16 protein-coding genes and 1 pseudogene are annotated in these 16,675 nt (G+C 69.0%); 4 read left to right on the top strand and 13 right to left on the bottom strand.

Going from position 1 to position 16,675, the window contains the following annotated elements; translation table 11 throughout:
- From JHC79_RS18865 to JHC79_RS18850, 4 genes and pseudogenes are all read right to left on the bottom strand, one after another.
- Window positions 1–431 (bottom strand): annotated as a pseudogene (locus tag JHC79_RS18865) (hypothetical protein); the annotation flags it as partial.
- A 158-nt stretch (window positions 432–589) separates the two neighbouring features.
- Entirely contained in the window at window positions 590–1,252 is a 663-nt protein-coding gene (locus JHC79_RS18860; RefSeq protein WP_296393695.1) for a GNAT family protein, read from the bottom strand.
- Window positions 1,253–1,289: 37 nt separating this feature from the next.
- On the bottom strand, window positions 1,290–2,558 hold the full coding sequence (gene glp / locus JHC79_RS18855; RefSeq protein WP_296393693.1) for a gephyrin-like molybdotransferase Glp: 1,269 nt from the start codon (window positions 2,556–2,558) through the stop codon (window positions 1,290–1,292).
- 99 nt (window positions 2,559–2,657) lie between these two features.
- Entirely contained in the window at window positions 2,658–3,623 is a 966-nt protein-coding gene (locus JHC79_RS18850; RefSeq protein WP_296393691.1) for a UTP--glucose-1-phosphate uridylyltransferase, read from the bottom strand.
- A 152-nt stretch (window positions 3,624–3,775) separates the two neighbouring features.
- On the opposite strand from JHC79_RS18850, the gene JHC79_RS18845 reads away from it, so the two are divergent.
- The 4 genes from JHC79_RS18845 (at window position 3,776) to mscL (ending at window position 6,728) form a co-directional block, all read left to right on the top strand.
- Window positions 3,776–4,381, top strand: a complete 606-nt coding sequence (locus tag JHC79_RS18845) for a 5-formyltetrahydrofolate cyclo-ligase (RefSeq protein WP_366783063.1) — start codon at window positions 3,776–3,778, stop codon at window positions 4,379–4,381.
- Window positions 4,382–4,527: 146 nt separating this feature from the next.
- Entirely contained in the window at window positions 4,528–4,902 is a 375-nt protein-coding gene (locus JHC79_RS18840) for an FmdB family zinc ribbon protein (protein ID WP_296393689.1), read from the top strand.
- Window positions 4,903–5,021: 119 nt separating this feature from the next.
- Entirely contained in the window at window positions 5,022–5,762 is a 741-nt protein-coding gene (locus JHC79_RS18835) for an SAF domain-containing protein (protein ID WP_296393686.1), read from the top strand.
- 174 nt (window positions 5,763–5,936) lie between these two features.
- Window positions 5,937–6,728 (top strand): large-conductance mechanosensitive channel protein MscL, encoded by a 792-nt coding sequence (gene mscL / locus JHC79_RS18830; protein ID WP_296393684.1) that lies wholly within the window; start codon window positions 5,937–5,939, stop codon window positions 6,726–6,728.
- A 283-nt stretch (window positions 6,729–7,011) separates the two neighbouring features.
- On the opposite strand, the gene JHC79_RS18825 is transcribed toward mscL, so the two are convergent.
- The 9 genes from JHC79_RS18825 to JHC79_RS18785 form a co-directional block, all read right to left on the bottom strand.
- Complete coding sequence (locus JHC79_RS18825; protein ID WP_296393682.1) at window positions 7,012–8,253, bottom strand: MFS transporter; 1,242 nt, start codon at window positions 8,251–8,253, stop codon at window positions 7,012–7,014.
- Window positions 8,246–9,739: an FAD/NAD(P)-binding protein gene (locus JHC79_RS18820; RefSeq protein WP_296393680.1), complete on the bottom strand. Its 1,494-nt coding sequence runs from the start codon at window positions 9,737–9,739 to the stop codon at window positions 8,246–8,248. The genes JHC79_RS18825 and JHC79_RS18820 overlap by 8 nt, the downstream gene beginning before the upstream one ends.
- A 213-nt stretch (window positions 9,740–9,952) precedes the next feature.
- Window positions 9,953–11,560, bottom strand: coding sequence for a cation acetate symporter (locus JHC79_RS18815; RefSeq protein WP_296393677.1), 1,608 nt, complete (start codon window positions 11,558–11,560; stop codon window positions 9,953–9,955).
- A complete protein-coding gene (locus JHC79_RS18810) occupies window positions 11,557–11,913 on the bottom strand; it encodes a DUF485 domain-containing protein (protein WP_188490958.1) in 357 nt (118 codons plus the stop codon). The genes JHC79_RS18815 and JHC79_RS18810 overlap by 4 nt, the downstream gene beginning before the upstream one ends.
- A gap of 162 nt (window positions 11,914–12,075) precedes the next feature.
- Complete coding sequence (locus JHC79_RS18805; protein WP_296393700.1) at window positions 12,076–13,830, bottom strand: cation acetate symporter; 1,755 nt, start codon at window positions 13,828–13,830, stop codon at window positions 12,076–12,078.
- A 34-nt stretch (window positions 13,831–13,864) separates the two neighbouring features.
- Window positions 13,865–14,239: a hypothetical protein gene (locus tag JHC79_RS18800; protein ID WP_296393675.1), complete on the bottom strand. Its 375-nt coding sequence runs from the start codon at window positions 14,237–14,239 to the stop codon at window positions 13,865–13,867.
- Window positions 14,236–15,021: a LytTR family DNA-binding domain-containing protein gene (locus JHC79_RS18795; protein WP_296393697.1), complete on the bottom strand. Its 786-nt coding sequence runs from the start codon at window positions 15,019–15,021 to the stop codon at window positions 14,236–14,238. The genes JHC79_RS18800 and JHC79_RS18795 overlap by 4 nt, the downstream gene beginning before the upstream one ends.
- A gap of 95 nt (window positions 15,022–15,116) precedes the next feature.
- Window positions 15,117–16,319: a histidine kinase gene (locus JHC79_RS18790; RefSeq protein WP_296393673.1), complete on the bottom strand. Its 1,203-nt coding sequence runs from the start codon at window positions 16,317–16,319 to the stop codon at window positions 15,117–15,119.
- A gap of 40 nt (window positions 16,320–16,359) precedes the next feature.
- Window positions 16,360–16,656 (bottom strand): hypothetical protein, encoded by a 297-nt coding sequence (locus JHC79_RS18785; protein ID WP_296393671.1) that lies wholly within the window; start codon window positions 16,654–16,656, stop codon window positions 16,360–16,362.
- Window positions 16,657–16,675: the final 19 nt, after the last annotated feature.

The following is a 16,675-nucleotide window of genomic DNA, read 5'->3' as shown; positions in this document are numbered from 1 at the left end:
TCGTCGGCGTCCAGATCGGCATCATCGGACTCGAGTTCGCCGTCGTCGGCACCGTCGACGACATCGGCCGGGCCGATCTCGTCGGTGTCGCGACTGTGATCGTCTGCGTCGGCGACGATCTCGTCGGCGTCGTCGATCTCCTCGGGCTCGTCGGCGACCAAGACATCCGAATGGTCGTCGAGTTCGTTGATCAGCTCACCGGGCTTGCGGTACTCGCGTACCGGTGCAACCCAGTCGGCGTCGTGCGGGTGACGACCGCGCGCGACCTTGCTGCTCGCCTTCGACATCGCGCGACCGCCACGGTTGATGACGCGGGTCGCCAGGGTGGCCTCGGTGCGCTTGCGGACCTCCGGGCGCCCCTTGATCACCATCGGCACCAGCACGAACAGCCAGATCGCCACCAGACACACCCACAACACGGAATTCGGCATGACCGCGGCTCTCCTCTCCGTCTTCGACCGACCCTGGTGATCACCCGAGCCTCATGAGTCACAAATGACCCCCTTCAGGCTAGGGGTGGGGGCGTCCCGGCCAGCGCAGACGCGCCGAGGCGACGACAAAAGTTCTCGCCCGCCGTCGGCGGGGCCGATCAGCCGAGATACGACGCCCGACCGCTGCGCACGAGGGCCTCGGCGGCACTGCCGGCGATCTCCTCGGCGGTGAGCGCGAACAGGATGTGGTCGCGCCACCCACGGTCGACGTCCATGTAGCGCTCGAGCAGGCCCTCCTTGCGGAATCCGACCTTGGTGAGCACGGCCTTGGACGCCTCGTTGCCGGGTTGAACCGTCGCCTCGAGTCGGTGTAGCCCGACCGCGCCGAAGCAGTGATCCACCCCGAGCGCGACCGCGGCGGTCGCCACCCCCTGATTGGTCACCGCGTTGTCGATCCAGTAGCCGATCCAGGCGTTGCGCAGGGCCCCGCGCTGGATGTTCCCGATGGTCAGCTGCCCGACGAACTCGCCGTCGACCTCGATGACCAGCGGCAGCATCGACCCGTTCTTGGCCTCACGCTTGAGCACCGAGTGCAGCGTGGGCCACGAGGTCATGTGGTGACGGTCGACCCAGTTGCCCTGACCGGTGGGTTCCCACGGCATGAGGGTGTTCTGGTTGGCGATGCGCAGCGAGCTCCATGCGCGGGCGTCGCGGAGGCGGACGCCACGCAGCGTCACCGTTCCCGCCCTCGTCTGCAGCGGCCCCAACACCGTCGGCCAGCCGGGATGCCCGCTGCCGCCGCTCGCCCATCGTCCAAACACGATCGAAGACTATTACCCGCGTCCGACCGCGGAGGCGCTAACCACGCTGCGCCAGGAACGCGACGTCGACCTCTTCGCCGATGCGGAGCTCCTCGACCTCGGGCTCGACCATCACCAGACAGTTCGCCTCGGCCAGTCCCGCGAGCAGGTGCGACGACCCGCTCTCGGACGTGCCGATGACCTGCACGAGGTATTCACCGGTCTGTTCGTCGCGCATCAGCTGCCCACGCAGATAGCCCTTACGGCCGCGCACCGACGCGATCGGTCCGACGGTGCGTGCCCGGATGATGCGACGCATCGGCTTGCGCTTGCCCAGCGCGATGCGGATGAGCGGGCGGACCATCACCTCGAACGCGACGAGCGCGCTCACGGGATTCGACGGCAACAGGAAGGTCGGGACCTCGTCGCGACCGAGCTGGCCGAAGCCCTGCACCGAGGCGGGGTGCATGGCGATGCGTTCGACGTTGATCTCACCCAACGGCGCCAATGCGTCACGGATGTTCTCCGACGCCGTGCCGCCGAGCGGCGCGCAGATCACCACGATCTCCGACCGGATGAGCTGCCCCTCCACCACGTCCCGCAGTTGCGAGGCCTCACGATCGGCGATGCCCACGCGGTTGACGTCGGCGCCTGCGTCGCGCGCGGCTGCGGCCAGCGAGTAGCTGTTGACGTCGAAAACCTGTCCCGCACCCGGGGTTCGGTCGATGTCGACCAGTTCGCCACCCACCGAGATGACCGACAGTCGGGGCCGCGGGTGAACCAGAACGCGGGTACGACCCACCGCGGCAAGCAATCCCACCTGGGCGGCACCGATGATGGTGCCTGCGCGCACGGCCACGTCGCCGGGTTGCACGTCGTCACCCACGCGACGGACGTAGTCGCCGGTCTCGACTGCGTGGCCGATCTTGACCTTCGACACCCCGCCGTCGGTCCACCGCAGCGGCAGGACCGCGTCGGCGAGAGTCGGCAGGGGCGCGCCGGTTTCGACCCGTACGGCCTGCCGCGGCTGCAGTCGGGTCGGCGTGCGCGATCCCGCCTCCACCTCGCCGACCACCGGCAGCACCACGACGACGTGCTCGCCGGGGGCCTCGGAGTCGTCGGATGCGACGATCCCCGCCTCGGCGACGTCGACGCTGCGCACCGCATAGCCGTCGATGGCGGCCTGATCGAATCCGGGCAGCGGGTTCTCCGTCGTCACCTCCTCGGCACAGAGCAGACCCTGCGCCTCCGAGATGGCCACCCGCACCGGGCGTGGTGCGACCGCGGCCGCGGTCACCCGCGTCAATTGATCCTCGACCGACCGCATCTCGCCTCCCGCCCAACTCTCCACACGTCAGTTCGCGCAGAATCCGACGTTAGCCGGTCGACGAGCCGAACCGGTGACGCAACGCGGTGTGCGCGGCGATCAGGACTGCTTGAGTCGCTCTTCGAGGAACTCACGCAGATCGGGGCCGTAGTCGTCGCGGTCGAGCGCGAAGTCGACGCACGCCTTGAGGTAACCGCCCGGGTTGCCGAGGTCGTGCCGGGTGCCACGGTGGACCACGACATGCACCGGGTGGCCCTCCTCGATGAGCAGGGCGATCGCGTCGGTGAGCTGCAACTCGCCGCCGGCACCGGGTTTGATCCGCTTCAGGGCGTCGAAGATGGCGCGATCGAGGATGTAGCGACCGGCCGCGGCGTAGTTCGACGGCGCATCGGCGGCGTCGGGCTTCTCGACCATCCCCTTGAGCCGCATGACGTTCGGGTTGTGGGCGTCCGGAAGCGGCTCGACGTCGAACACGCCGTACGCGGAGATCTTCTCGGTGGGCACCTCGATCGCGCAGAGGACGGTGCCGCCGCGACGCTGCCGGGTGCGGGCCATCACCTCGAGAACTCCCCCGGGCAGCACGAGGTCGTCGGGCAGCAGGACCGCGATCGCGTCCTCGTCGTCGTCGAGCTGGGACTCCACACAGCCGACCGCGTGGCCGAGCCCGAGGGGCTTCTCCTGGATCACCGACGAGACGTGCATCAGCGACGGCGCGTTGCGCACCTTCGCCAGCATGGCGTTCTTGCCCCGCTTCTCCAGCGTGTTCTCCAACACCAGGTCCTCGACGAAGTGAGCGACGACACCGTCCTTGCCGGGCGAGGTGATGATCAGCAGTCGTTCGGCGCCCGCCGATTTGGCCTCCTCGGCGACGAGTTCGATGCCGGGGGTGTCGACGACCGGCAGCAGCTCCTTGGGCACCGTCTTCGTGGCGGGCAGAAAGCGGGTGCCCAGGCCGGCCGCGGGCACGATCGCCGTCTTGGGGATCGGCGGTGTGTTGGGTACGAACTCGTACTCGGCGCCTGGCGACCCGTCGCCCTGATTTCCGACCGTCTGCGTTTCCGTCATGTTCCTCACCCTAGGACTCGACCCTGGACACCGACTGTGCGTGCGCTCGATCGACGCCGGCTTGTGGCAACGTCGATCGCACACGCAATCTATCGGGTGGGCGCCGATCGCGAAGGGTGGAGACCATGGAGCCGACACAGGGACCTCCTCCGGTGAGCGACACACCGGAGGATTCCGTCGCCGGGGCGAAGGCCGCGTTGCGCCGACGACTCATCGCCGACCGCGCTGCCATGGACGAGACCGAGCGCGCGGCGGCCGCCACGGATCTGGCGGGCTGGATGTCGGTCGACGTCCCGTTCCGGCTCGAGGCCGACGTGACCGTCTGTTGCTACGCGAGTGTCGGGACCGAGCCGGGGACCGGACAGATGCTCGACGCGCTGGTCGACCGGGGCGTGAACGTACTGCTGCCCATCACCCCCGACGGGCCCCCGACGGCGTTGGAATGGGCGCGCTACACCGGCAGGCACGGGTTGCGAACCGGACGGTTCCGTCTGTCCGAGCCCACCGGTCGGCGGTTGTCGAACACTGCCCTCGACATCGCGGAGGTCGCCCTGATCCCGGCGCTGGCCGTCGACCGGCGCGGCGTGCGCCTGGGCCGCGGAGCGGGATATTACGACCGCTCGCTGGCCGCGACCGGTGCCGAGCTGGTGGCCGTGGTCTTCGACGGCGAGGTGCTCGACGAGATCCCGGCCGACGAGTACGACATCGCCGTGGGCTGGTCGTTGACCCCCGGCGACGGGTTCACCCGGCTCGGGTGACCGTCGCTCCACTCGCCCATTGGCACTCGCGTGTCATGAGTGCCAGAAACGGCGGTAGACTCGACGGCGGTCCGCGATGCGGGCCCCTGATCACACCGCGCGACGACGTGACGACGCGCGGCCACTCACTCCCTCGGAGGTGCCCGGTGCCGACTTACTCGTACGCCTGCACACAGTGCGACAACCGGTTCGACATCTTCCAGTCGTTCACCGACGACTCGCTCACCGAGTGCCCGAAATGCGGCGGCAAACTGCGCAAACTCTTCAACTCCGTGGGCATCGTGTTCAAGGGCAGCGGCTTCTACCGCACCGACAGCCGATCCGGGTCGACCGCGTCGGAGAGCGCGAGCAGCGACTCCTCGTCGTCGGATTCGAAGTCGTCGTCGTCCTCGGACTCGAAGTCGTCGTCGACCAAGGACTCGTCTTCGTCGTCCTCGTCGGACAAGTCCTCGAAGTCCGCGGACAAGTCGTCGGGGTCCTCGGGATCAGGGTCGTCCTCGACCCCCGCCGCTGCGTCCTGACCGTCCTGCCCGGGTCGTCGCCCGTGCGCACACCGTCTCGCGATCCACAGTTCCGGTCCGTCCACAGGGCGATTGGCTGATCTCTCGCGTCGGTCGGCGCCCGTTCCTACCGTGAGGGCATGCCTGCCGACCGGTTCCGTCTCCAGCCGACGATCGTCGATCGGCTTCGCGGCGCCGCGCAGCCCGGGTGGACGCGCGCCCTGGCGGTGCGCCGCACTCTCGCCGTCGCGTTGCTCGTCGCCTCGATCGTCGCGGCGGTCGTGGCGCATCGTGGGGAACAGCAGGTCACGGTCATGGTCGCCGCGCACGATCTGTCCCCCGGTACGGAGTTGGCCGCGACCGATCTGACCGAGCTTCGCATCGGCCCGGGCGAGCGCCCTGACGGTGCACTTCGGATGAGTCGCGACGGGGTGGGACGGACCGTCACCGGTCCCGTCCACCGCGGCGAGGTGCTGACCGACTGGCGATTGCTCTCGCCTCGCCTGCCCACCCAGCTGATGAACGACGCGAACGCCCGGTTGGTGCCGGTCCGCCTCGCCGACGATGCGGTGGTGCGCCTGCTGCGCTCCGGCGACGTCGTCGACGTGCTCACCGAGGCGCCGGACGCACAGCGGCAGGCATCCGCTACCGGCAGCGATGCCGTTGTCGACGAACAGGATTCAGGAGGTGCTCCGACGTCGAAGACCGCGTCGGGGCGAGTTCTGGTGCGCGGGGCGGTCGTCGCGGTGGTCGCGGCACCGGATTCGCGTGCCGCGCGGGGATCGGCGGCGCCGGTCATCATGCTGGCGATGGGTGAACGCGAGGCCCACACCGTCGCCGGGGCCACGCTGGCCGCCCCGCTGACAGTTGTCTTTCACTGATCCGACAATGCATTTGGTTCACCTCGGCGCTGTCGGCGCAGCTGAGCGGTCTCCGGTGTCGATCAGGGCGCGCCGAGCGAGGCCAGAGTCCCGCATGCCACACCGGGTCTGGTTACGATCCATTCACCGGACGTGGCCGAACATCGCCGCGCCTTGATCGAACAGGACAGACACATGCTCAAAGGATTCAAGGAATTCCTGCTCCGCGGCAATGTGATCGACCTCGCTGTCGCTGTTGTCGTCGGCGCCGCGTTCAGCGCCATCGTCACCGCGTTCACGGGCAGCATCATCCAGCCGCTGATCAACTCGCTCGGCGGCACCGACGCGGCGCAGGGACTCGGGTTCACGATCCGCAACGGTAATCCCAGCACCTTCGTGGATTTCGGGACGCTGATCACCGCGGCGTTGAACTTCCTCATCATCGCCTCGGTCGTCTACTTCGTCATCGTGATGCCGTTCGAGAAGCTCAAGGCGTTGCGCGCGAAGGCCGGTGACGACGCCGCGGCGCTCACCGAGGCCGAGCTGCTCACCGAGATCCGTGACCTGCTGGCCGGCAAGGACCCGAAGGAGGCCAAGCAGAAGGCCGCCGCCGACGAGTCGTCGACCACCGCATTCCCCGGCGCCGGCGCTGCGGGGTCGTCGCAGGGCGACAGCCCGCTGGATCGCAGCCCCAACATCTCCGGACAGTTCGGCGGCCAGGGTCAGGGCCCGGCTCCGCAGGCCCAGCGGCCCCAGAACCCCGGCCCCCAGAACCAGCCTCCGCAGCAGCCGTATCCGGGACCGAACCAGCCCGGCGGAACACCGCAGTACGGTCAGCCCGGCCAGGGCGGCGGATATCCCGGCCCCGACAACCGGGGGCAATACGGGCAGCAGTACGGCCAGCCGGGTGGGCCCGGCGAGTACCGCCAGGGTGACTACCCGCCTCCCGGATACCGTCCCGACGGCCCGGGGCGCCACGAGCAGTAGCAAGCCCGCCACCGTCAACCACCAGCACCGATGGGGTGCACCGACTCAGGTCGGTGCACCCCATCGGCGTCCGCGCTCGACTCGATCGACCTACACATCCCCGACGGAGAGTTCATGGCGCTGCTCGGTACGAGCGGGTGATACCGAACTTACGGCCTGCACTGACGCCAGTTGGGCACTCAGACCCGTCAGTTGGGCACGTAAAGCCGTCAGTTGGGCACGTAAAGCCGCCAGTTCGGTGGGTAGGTGCCCAACCGACGCGTTTACCTGCCCAACTGGCGGGTCAGCGGGCGGGCTGCGGTTCGCGGTGCTCGGCGACGTCCGGCACGTTCGACACAGACCGTCGCCGATCCAACCCCAGTCGCGCGAGGGTGACCGCCACCAGCACCAGTGCCGGGGTTCCGATGGCGATCGCGATGGGGGCGATCGTCCGTAGGTGCAGCGCCTCGACGATCGAACTGTAGAGCGCGCCACTGGCCATCTGGACGAAGAAGAACAGTCCCGCGCCGACTCCCTGCGCGGGCAGGTTCAGCGAGATCAAGCCGCTCTGCGCGTGCGGGATCGCCGCGCCGACACCGACGTACGTCACGGCCAGTGGTATGACGAGGGCGAACACGGAGTCGACGCCGGAGACGGCGAGCGCGATCACGACCGTCGCACCGACCCCGCCGATCGACGTGCCGAGCAGGTACGCCCGGCCGTGCGAACTCAGGCGGCGGATCAGGACGCTACCGCTGATGTACCCGATCGCCGGGATCATCAGCAACAGTCCGTACTCGATCCGCGACACCCGGTGGATGCCCTGCAGCAGGTAGGCCGACTGCTCGATGAACAGGAAATAACTCATCCAGGCCAGCGAGATCACCGCTGCGTGCCAGTAGAACCCGCCGCGGCGCAAGGCTGCACCGATGCCCGCAGCGATCGACGACGGCCGCACCGCGACCGGGGTCGTCGGGCGGGCCGATGGCACCAGCCGGGAGAACGCGAACGCCAGGACCAGACCCACCGCCGCCAGCACCCCGAACAGCGAACGCCACGTGGCGATCTCGATGAGCGAGGCTCCCACGAACGGGGAGAGCGCCGGGGTGGCCGCGATGACGATCGACAGCGACGTGAGGATTTGCATGCGCTCGGACTCGGGGTAGCGCCGTTGGATCACCAGCCGGCACAGCACCGTCGCCGAGGTACCACCGATGGCCTGCACCACCCGCGCGGCCGCGAGCACACCGACGTTCGGCGCGGTCGCGGCGAGCACCCCGCCGACCGCGAAGAGCACCAATCCCCACACCTGGAGGGTGCGCGCGTCGAAGCGGTCGGCCAGGACCCCGGCGGCGAACATCGAGATCGCGTATCCGGCCATGTATCCCGACAACGTCAGCTGGATCGCCGACACCGAGGTGCCGAGGTCGGCGGCCATGTCCGGGATCGACGGGTTGAGCAGACTCAGCCCCAGCTGCGGCACCATCACCGCGACGAGCAGCATCACCGTTGCGTGTCGGCGGGGCAGCGAGATCAGTTCAGACACGGGTGGCCTCCGACCGCTTCGATGTCACCGATTCGTCGGCGATGTGGCGTGCCACCGACCGCGCGCGACGGCGGATCTTGCCCATGCTGCTGATGTAGTAGAGGTCGCCCGAGGCGATCTCGCCGATCACGTACACACCGGGGACCGGGCCTCCCGCGGCGTCGAGCAACGCGTTGGTGCCGACGTCCACGCGCAGTCCGCCGTAGGGATTGCGTTGCGCCAGGCCCCGATAGAGCAGTGACGACACCAGGCTCGCGGCCGCCGGTGACGGTGCACCGGCCGGGGTACGGGTCGCGTTGACCGCGTGTTCGACCGACCGTCGTGAGCCGTCGGCGAAGCTCATGCAGAATCCGGTTCGTCCCGGGTCCACGTCGCTCACGCCTGCGGAGATGGTGAGCTGTCCGTCGCTGAGCATCAGCCCGAGCCGTCGCGCGCTCTTGGCGGGCAGCGGGTTCGACAGCGCCTGGAATGCGGCGTGGGTGGTGGTCAGGAACGTCGCGCGTGCCGTACGGGTCATGGCCGCCCAGATCTCGTTGACGTAGTGCTGGGCGATGCCGATGACAAGGCGTTGTACGGCGACATCGACCGATCCGGTGGCGACGGCCATCTCGGCCAGTCGCTCGCCCGCCGGCTGCGAGATCGCACGGAACGCGGCTCGGACCTCCGAGCGTCGGATCCCCTCGCCCAGGGCGAGATAGTCGACGATGTGCAGGACGTCCTCCCACTCGAGACCGCCGCGTTTGCGGGTGACCCGCATGATGAGAGCCGAGATGTCGGGGTCGAAGTCCAGCGGCGAGACGATCGCGCGGGCGTCGGGCAGGATCCCGTGCCGCGATGCCATCGTCAGGTGACCACGCCATCCACGCTGACGTACCGCGAGGGCGACGTCGACGGCGCTGAGACCGGTACCGATGACCGCTGCCGACTGCGTGGCCGCCACGTCGTCGATCCATCCGCTGGTCGGGTACGGATCGGGTGTGTAGGACGCCACCCCGTGCAGGCGGTACGGGTCGGCGGGCGGGCTCGACCCGAGTGCCAACACCACCATGTCGTGGGTCGCCTCCGCGGGCACGCCGTCCCCGGAGTCGACGGTCAGCCGCCACCGCGTGTCGTGCGGGGCGATGTCGATGACGCGTCCGGAGACGAAGGTGAGTCGCTCGCCGAAATGCGACGCCGCGGTGTCGGCGGAGTCGGTGAGGTACCGGCCGTAGAGGTTGCGGGGCACGAAGCTGTGTTCGTCCTCGTCGAGCCACTCCGGCGCGTGCGCCCGTACCCAGTCGTGGAACTCGTCCGGCCACGAGTCCGACACCGACATCGCGAACACCTGGCGGTTGAGAATGGCCGAGTCGGCGTTCTCGCAATAGGCGCGGCCCGGTCCGAGAGGCCGGTCGGCGTACACACAGACGTCGAGCCGGTCGGTGTACGGCAGTTGCCGCAGCAGGCTCACGGCCGCGGCCCCGCCACCCACGATTCCGATCGAGATCACGCAGCGCTCCACTTCTCTGGTCAGTTAGTTAGCCAGAGTAGTTAAACACTGCACGTCCGAATCGCACCAGATGCTCGGAAAGAGACGTTCGTTACGTTCATCGCCAAATGCATTAGCCTGCATGCATTTACGATCACCATGACCCGCACCGCGGAGTTTGCCACGTCGACACCCGCCGGCAACCCCCACCCGCGAGGGGTGGGGGTCTGACGACTAGTGCGAGACCGCCTTCTCGACACCGACACCGGTGAGTGAGCGGACCTCCATCTCGGCCTGCTTGGCGACGCTCTCCTGCTTGCGACGTCCGATCCAGGTGCCGATCACCGCGAGCAGGAAGCCGGCCGGGATCGAGACGATGCCTGGGTTCGACATCGGGAAGATGTCGAAGTTCGCGTCCGGGAACATCGAGGTCGGCTTGCCCGACACCGCGGGCGAGATCACGATCAAACCGATACAGGTGATCAGGCCGCCGTAGATGCTGAACAGTGCGCCGGTGGTGTTGAACTTCCGCCAGAACAGCGAGAACAGCAGCGTCGGCAGGTTGGCCGAGGCCGCCACGGCAAAGGCCAACGCGACGAGGAACGCGATGTTCTGCCCCATCGCGAGGATGCCCAACACGATCGAGACGACCCCGATGACCACCACTGTGATCCGCGAGACGCGGACCTGCTGCTCCTCGGATGCGTTGTCGCGCTTGATGACACTGGCGTACACGTCGTGGGCGAAGGACGCCGACGCCGTGATGGCCAGACCCGCCACGACGGCCAGGATGGTCGCGAAGGCGACCGCCGAGATCACCGCGAGGAAGATGGTGCCGCCGAGTTCGAACGCGAGCAGCGGCGCGGCGGCGTTCTCCTTACCGGGTGCGGCGAGGATCTTCTCCGGGCCGACCATGCGCGCCGCGCCGTAACCGAGCACCAGCGTGAACAGGTAGAACGCACCGATGAGGCCGATGGCCCAGGTGACCGACCGACGGGCCTCCTTGGCGGTGGGCACGGTGTAGAAGCGCATCAGCACGTGCGGCAGTCCGGCGGTGCCGAGAACGAGGGCGATGCCGAGCGAGATGAAGTCCAGCCGCGACATCGCGCTGATGCCGTACTTGGCGCCCGGCGCGAGGATGTCCTTGCTGGAGTTGGCCTGTGCGTCGGCGAGCAGCGTCGAGAAGTTGCCCTTCACCGCCAGCAAGACGAGGACGAACATGATGCCGGCGCCGAGGATCAACAACACGGCCTTGACCATCTGGACGTAGGTGGTGCCCTTCATGCCCCCGACGAGGACGTACACGATCATCAGGACACCCACGACCGCGACGACGACACCCTGGCCGAACTTGCCGTCGATGTTGAGCAGCAGCGCGACGAGTCCACCGGCACCGGCCATCTGGGCCAGCAGGTAGAACAGCGACACCGTCAGCGTCGACAGCGCCGCGGCCATGCGTACCGGGCGTTCTTTGAGCCGGAAGCTCAAGACGTCGGCCATCGTGAACCGGCCGGTGTTGCGCAGCAGTTCGGCGACGAGGAGCAGGGCGACCAACCAGGCGACGAGGAACCCGACGCTGTAGAGGAAGCCGTCGTAGCCGTAGACCGCGATGGCGCCCGCGATGCCGAGGAACGACGCGGCCGACAGGTAGTCGCCTGCGATCGCGAATCCGTTCTGCGGGCCGGAGAACTGTCCGCCGCCGGTGTAGAAGTCGGATGCCTTCTTGGTGGTGCGGCTGGCGCGGATGACGATCGTCATGGTGATGACGACGAACGCCACGAAGATGGCGATGTTGAGGATCGGGCTACCGACCGCCGTGGAGTCTGCGGCGAGAGTGGTCATGAGAGCGGGCCTTCCAGCTCGTCGCGGATGGCGGCGGCGCGGGGATCGAGATCGCGGTTGGCGAAACGCACGTAGATCGCGGTGATCACGAACGTCGACACGAACTGCCCGAGGCCGAGGATGATGCCGAGGTTGACGTTGCCGAAGACCTTGGTGGCCATGAAGTCCGTTGCGTAGGTCGCGAGCAGGACGTACAGGGCGTACCAGGCGAGGAAGAACCCGGTGAGCGGGAAGACGAAGCGACGCAGCCGACTGCGGAGTTCCTGGAACTCCGGGGACGCCTGCATGTCGATGAAGGCCTGCTCGTCCGGAGCCTTCCGCGCGGGAGACCGTTCCGGGCTCGATGTGGTCATGACAACTCCTGAATTGAGCGGGATTGCGAGTTGCCTGCAGACAGTAGTGAGAGCCAGGTCACAAAAGGGTGTGGTGGCGCCGGTCACACGCCGAGCTGCGTGAGTGTGCGACGAACGGTCGATGTGGTGCGACGAGCGGTACGGCGGGGTCGACGCGTCGGGCTAGAGATTGGCCTCGCGGTCGCGTCCCACACCGAGGCGTTCGGGGGCGTGCAGTCGGGTCAGGACCCGCGCGACGTCGGCCGGGATCCGATCAGAGGTCCGCAGCGAGACGCCCACCATGACCGCGAACGCCAACGGCACGCTGATCGCGGCGGGGTATCCGACCAGCACCGACGGCCACCCGCCCCAGAGGTCGTCGGAGAAGCCGCCGACCGCGGTGGTCAGGGCCGCTCCCCCGGCGACGACACCGCCGACGATCAGTCCTGCGGCCGCGCCCACCGCGGTGAGTCCACGCCACCAGATGCCGAGCACCAGCAGCGGGCACAGGGTGGACGCGGCGACCGCGAAGACCAGACCGACGGTGCGCGACAGGTCGATCGACGTGACGCCGACGGCCAGCAGCACCGGGATCACCCCGGCGAGCAGCGAGGCGAGCCGGAAGTCGCGCACCCGCCCCCGCAGCACGTCGGTGCTCAGGACACCGGCCACACTGACCAGCAATCCCGACGACGTCGCCAGGAACGCCGCGATGGCCCCCGCCGCGACGAGCGCGGCGAGTAGCTGCCCGCCGATCCCGGAGACCACCGACCCCGGCAGCAGCAACACCGCGGCGTCGGAACCGCCGGTGATGAGCAGCTGCGGCACCCAGAGTCGGGCGAAGGCGCCGAGCAGCGTCGGGAAGAGGTAGAACACCGACAGCAGTCCGACCACGGCGAGCGAGGTCCGGCGCGCGGCCCGTCCGTCGGGGTTGGTGTAGAAGCGCACCAGGACGTGGGGTAATCCCATGGTGCCCAGAAAGATCCCGATGATCAGCGAGTAGACCTGGTACATCGGGTGGTCGCCGCCGAATCCCCACCCCGGTGTCGCCCACTGCTGATGGGTGGCGGGCGCTCCGGCGACCACCGGCACCGACGACCCCGCGGCGAGCACCACCGACGTGCCCGATGTCAGCTCGTGGTCGCCGGGGGTGAGTCGGATCGGCCCCGACACCGCCTGCCCGTCGATGGTCCCGGTGGCCGTGACCTCCAGTGGCGCCGCGACCTGGACGACGACGTCGGTGGTCACGTCGACGGTGGTCTGTTCGGTCACCGTCGGCGGTGCACTCGAGCCGAGATCGTGATCGCCGCCGTAGAAGTGGAGGGCGAGCACGACGGCGGGCACGGCGATCGCGGTCAGCTTGAGCCAGTACTGGAACGCCTGCACGAACGTGATCGACCGCATGCCGCCGCCGATGACGTTGGCGATCACGATGAGCCCGACGACCACGGCCCCGACCCACGGCGGGATCCCCAACAGGATGTTGAGCGTGAGACCGGCACCCTGCAGCTGCGGGACCAGGTACAGGATGCAGATGAGCACCACCACCGCGGTGGCGAGCTTTCGGAGTCGTCTCGACCCCAGGCGGAACTCGGCGAAGTCGGGAACGGTGTACGCCCCGGAGCGACGCAGCGGTGCCGCGACGAACAGCAGCAGTCCGACGTAACCGGCGGTGAAACCGATCGGGTACCAGAGTGCGTCGGCGCCGTACTTCGCGATCAGACCGGCGACGCCGAGAAACGACGCGGCCGAGAGGTATTCGCCGGAGATGGCCGCGGCGTTCCAGTTCGACCCGACGCTGCGCGAGGCCACGAGGAAGTCCGAAGTGGTGCGCGCCAGGCGGACGCCGTAGGCCCCGATCGCCACCGTCGCGACGGCCGCGGCGACCAACGCGACCACCGTCGGCACCGGGACCGACGACCCGGTCAGCCCGTTCATCATCGTGTTCTGCTCATCGCGCGTCGGTGGGTCATCAGTCGTCGACGAGGTCGCCGAATTCCTGCTCGTTGCGGTCGGCAGAGCGGTTGTAGACCCAGCACACGGCGAGCAGCAGCGGGTAGACCGCGAACCCGAGGACGATCCAGGACAGGCGGATCCCGAGGATCGTCACCGCACCGACGTCGGGGAACAGGGCCAACAGCACCGGGATGGCGCACAGGACACCGAGGGTGATGCCGGCCAGGCGCAGCGCGAGTCCGAGCTGGGCGCGCATCAGCCCGCGGATCAGCGCATCGCCGACCTCGGTCTGTTCCTGCACCTCGACGCGGGTGCGGATCGTGCGCGCACCGCGTCGGGTGGCGAGCACGACGCGTTCGCGACGGGGTGGGCCGTCCGACGGCGTGCTCATCGGGATCCCCGGGCCGGGCGGGGGCTCGGCACGAGGCGGTCCTTGAGCTCACGGGTGTGTCGTCGGCTGACCGGCAGCTCGACCGGCGCGCCGCCGCGCTGTACCCGCAGCACCACGACCGTTCCCGAGCCGGCTGTCCGGATGCCGGTCACCAGCGGCAGCGGCACCAGGTAGGAGCGGTGCACCCGTACGAAACCCACCTGCGCCCAGCGGGTCTCGAGAGTGGAGATCGGGATGCGGACCAGGTGCGAACCGGTGGCGGTGTGCAGCCGGGCGTAGTCGCCGTCGGCCTCGACCCACTCCACCGATGATCGGTGCACCAGGGTCGTCACCCCGCCCATCTCGACGCCGATCACCTCGTCGACCGCGTCACCGGGCGACGGGGGCGACTGCGTCTCGGACGGGTCCCGGCTCCCCCGCATGTCGACGACACGGCGCACCGACTCAGCGAGCCGTTGCGCACGAACGGGTTTGAGGAGGTAGTCGACGGCGCCGAGGTCGAAGGCGCGCACCGCACGGTCGTCGTGGGCGGTCACGAACACCACCGCGGGCGGGTCGGCGAACGCGGCGAGCACGCCGGCGAGTTCGAGCCCGTCGAGTCCGGGCATGTTGATGTCGAGGAACACCGCGTCGATGGCGGTCGGGCGCGCGTCGTTGATCAGGCGTAGCGCGGTGGTGGCGTCGGCGGCGGTGAGCACCTCGCCGACCTGGTCCTGCGCCCGCAGCAGGAAAGACAATTCATCGAGCGCTGGCCACTCGTCGTCGACCGCGAGCACCGTCAGGGCGGTGCTCGGTGCGGCAGCGGTCGCGGAGGTGTCGGTCGCAGGGGTGTCGGTCACAGTGGATCCATCGTGCCACCGGTCGTTGCGGCCGGTGCTCACACGGCGATACCGGGTCGGAATTTCGGTACCCGCATGCTGACCTTGGTTCCCGCGCCGGGTGCGGTCTCGACGATCAGTCCGTAGTCGTTGCCGAAGGCGGCACGGAGGCGGTCGTCGACGTTGGCCAGCCCGACGTGGGCGTTCTCCGACGCGCTCGGTCCCGAGGCGCCTGAGGTGATGGCGTCGAGGTCGCCCGAGCGCAGGAGTTCGGGGTCCATGCCGATGCCGTCGTCCTCGACGCTGATGACGCAGTCGGTGCCCTCGTCGGCGGCGATGATCGTCACCGTCCCTCCGGCCGGTTTGCTGGAGATGCCGTGTCGCACCGCGTTTTCCACGAGCGGTTGCAGGGCCAAGAACGGGAGGACGACGTTGAGGACCTCCGGGGCGACCTGCAGACGCACCTCCAGCGCGCTGCCGAAGCGGGCGCGTTCGAGCGTCAGGTAGCGGTCGATGTTGCGCAGTTCGTCGGCCAGCACGGTGTACTCCCCGGCCGAGCGGAACGAGTAGCGGGTGAAGTCGGCGAACTCGAGGATCAACTCGCGGGCCTGCTCGGGGTCGGTACGGACGAACGACGCGACCGTACCGAGCGCGTTGTAGATGAAATGGGGGCTGATCTGGGCGCGCAGCGCGCGGACCTCGGCGCGGTCGAGGCGGGCTCGGGACGCGTCGAGTTCGGCGAGCTCGATCTGGCTGCCGGCGTACCGGGCGACCTCGGTGATGGCCGACAGCATGCCGGGGCCGGGCTGGGCGCGGGTGACCACACCCATCACGCCGACGGCCCGCGACTCGTCGAGCAGCGGCTGGACGATGAGGGCTCGCACGCCGGGTTCGTCGAGCTCGGCACCCGTGATCAGGATGCGACGCCCCTCATCCACGGCGCGGGTCGCGGCGTCGGCGAAGACCGGCGCCAGGCATTCGTAGGGACCGGCCCACGCGAGGACGGTTCCGTCGGCGTCGGCGAGCCCGAGTGCGTCAGCCGAGGTCAGGCCCCGCAGGTGCGGAGCCGCTTCGGCGGCTGAGTCGGCGTCGAGTCCCCGGCGAAGCGGGCGGGCCGCGAGCGACGCGGTGTGCAGGGTGGCGTGCACCGCGCGCTCGGCCGGGGTCGTCAGGGTGGGGCGGGTGCGGACTCGCAGCGCGACGACGGCGACCGCGACGGCCACCACTGCGATCACGGCGACGACGATCGTGGCGCCGGACATCAGTGGCTCGTCACGGCGCTGTGCTCATCGGGACTCGGGGTCAGCGATCCGCGACCGCGTAGGTCACCCCGGCGACCGCCGCGGTCACCGAGAGCACCGATGGCCATGCGCCGATCTTCTTGGCGAGTGGATGCGATCCGCCGAACGCGCCGAGATACCCGGCCAGCAGCGCACCTGCGACGGCCGGACCCTGCGACCGAGACCATTCGCGCGTGGACCAGGCGCCGGCCGCGGCGAGGACGACGCCGCCCAACGGACGGATCCCGCTGTAGCGGGCGGTGGCGAATCCGCCGATCAGACCGGCGGCGACAACGGGTGCGGTGGGTGCGGTGGTCACCGGCCGACTGTACCGTCGG

The sequence above is a fragment of the Williamsia sp. genome, from assembly GCF_016462415.1.
Classification (GTDB): domain Bacteria; phylum Actinomycetota; class Actinomycetes; order Mycobacteriales; family Mycobacteriaceae; genus Williamsia_A.
The sequence above is the reverse complement of the archived record's forward strand: the minus strand, read 5'-3'. Positions and strand labels throughout refer to the sequence as shown.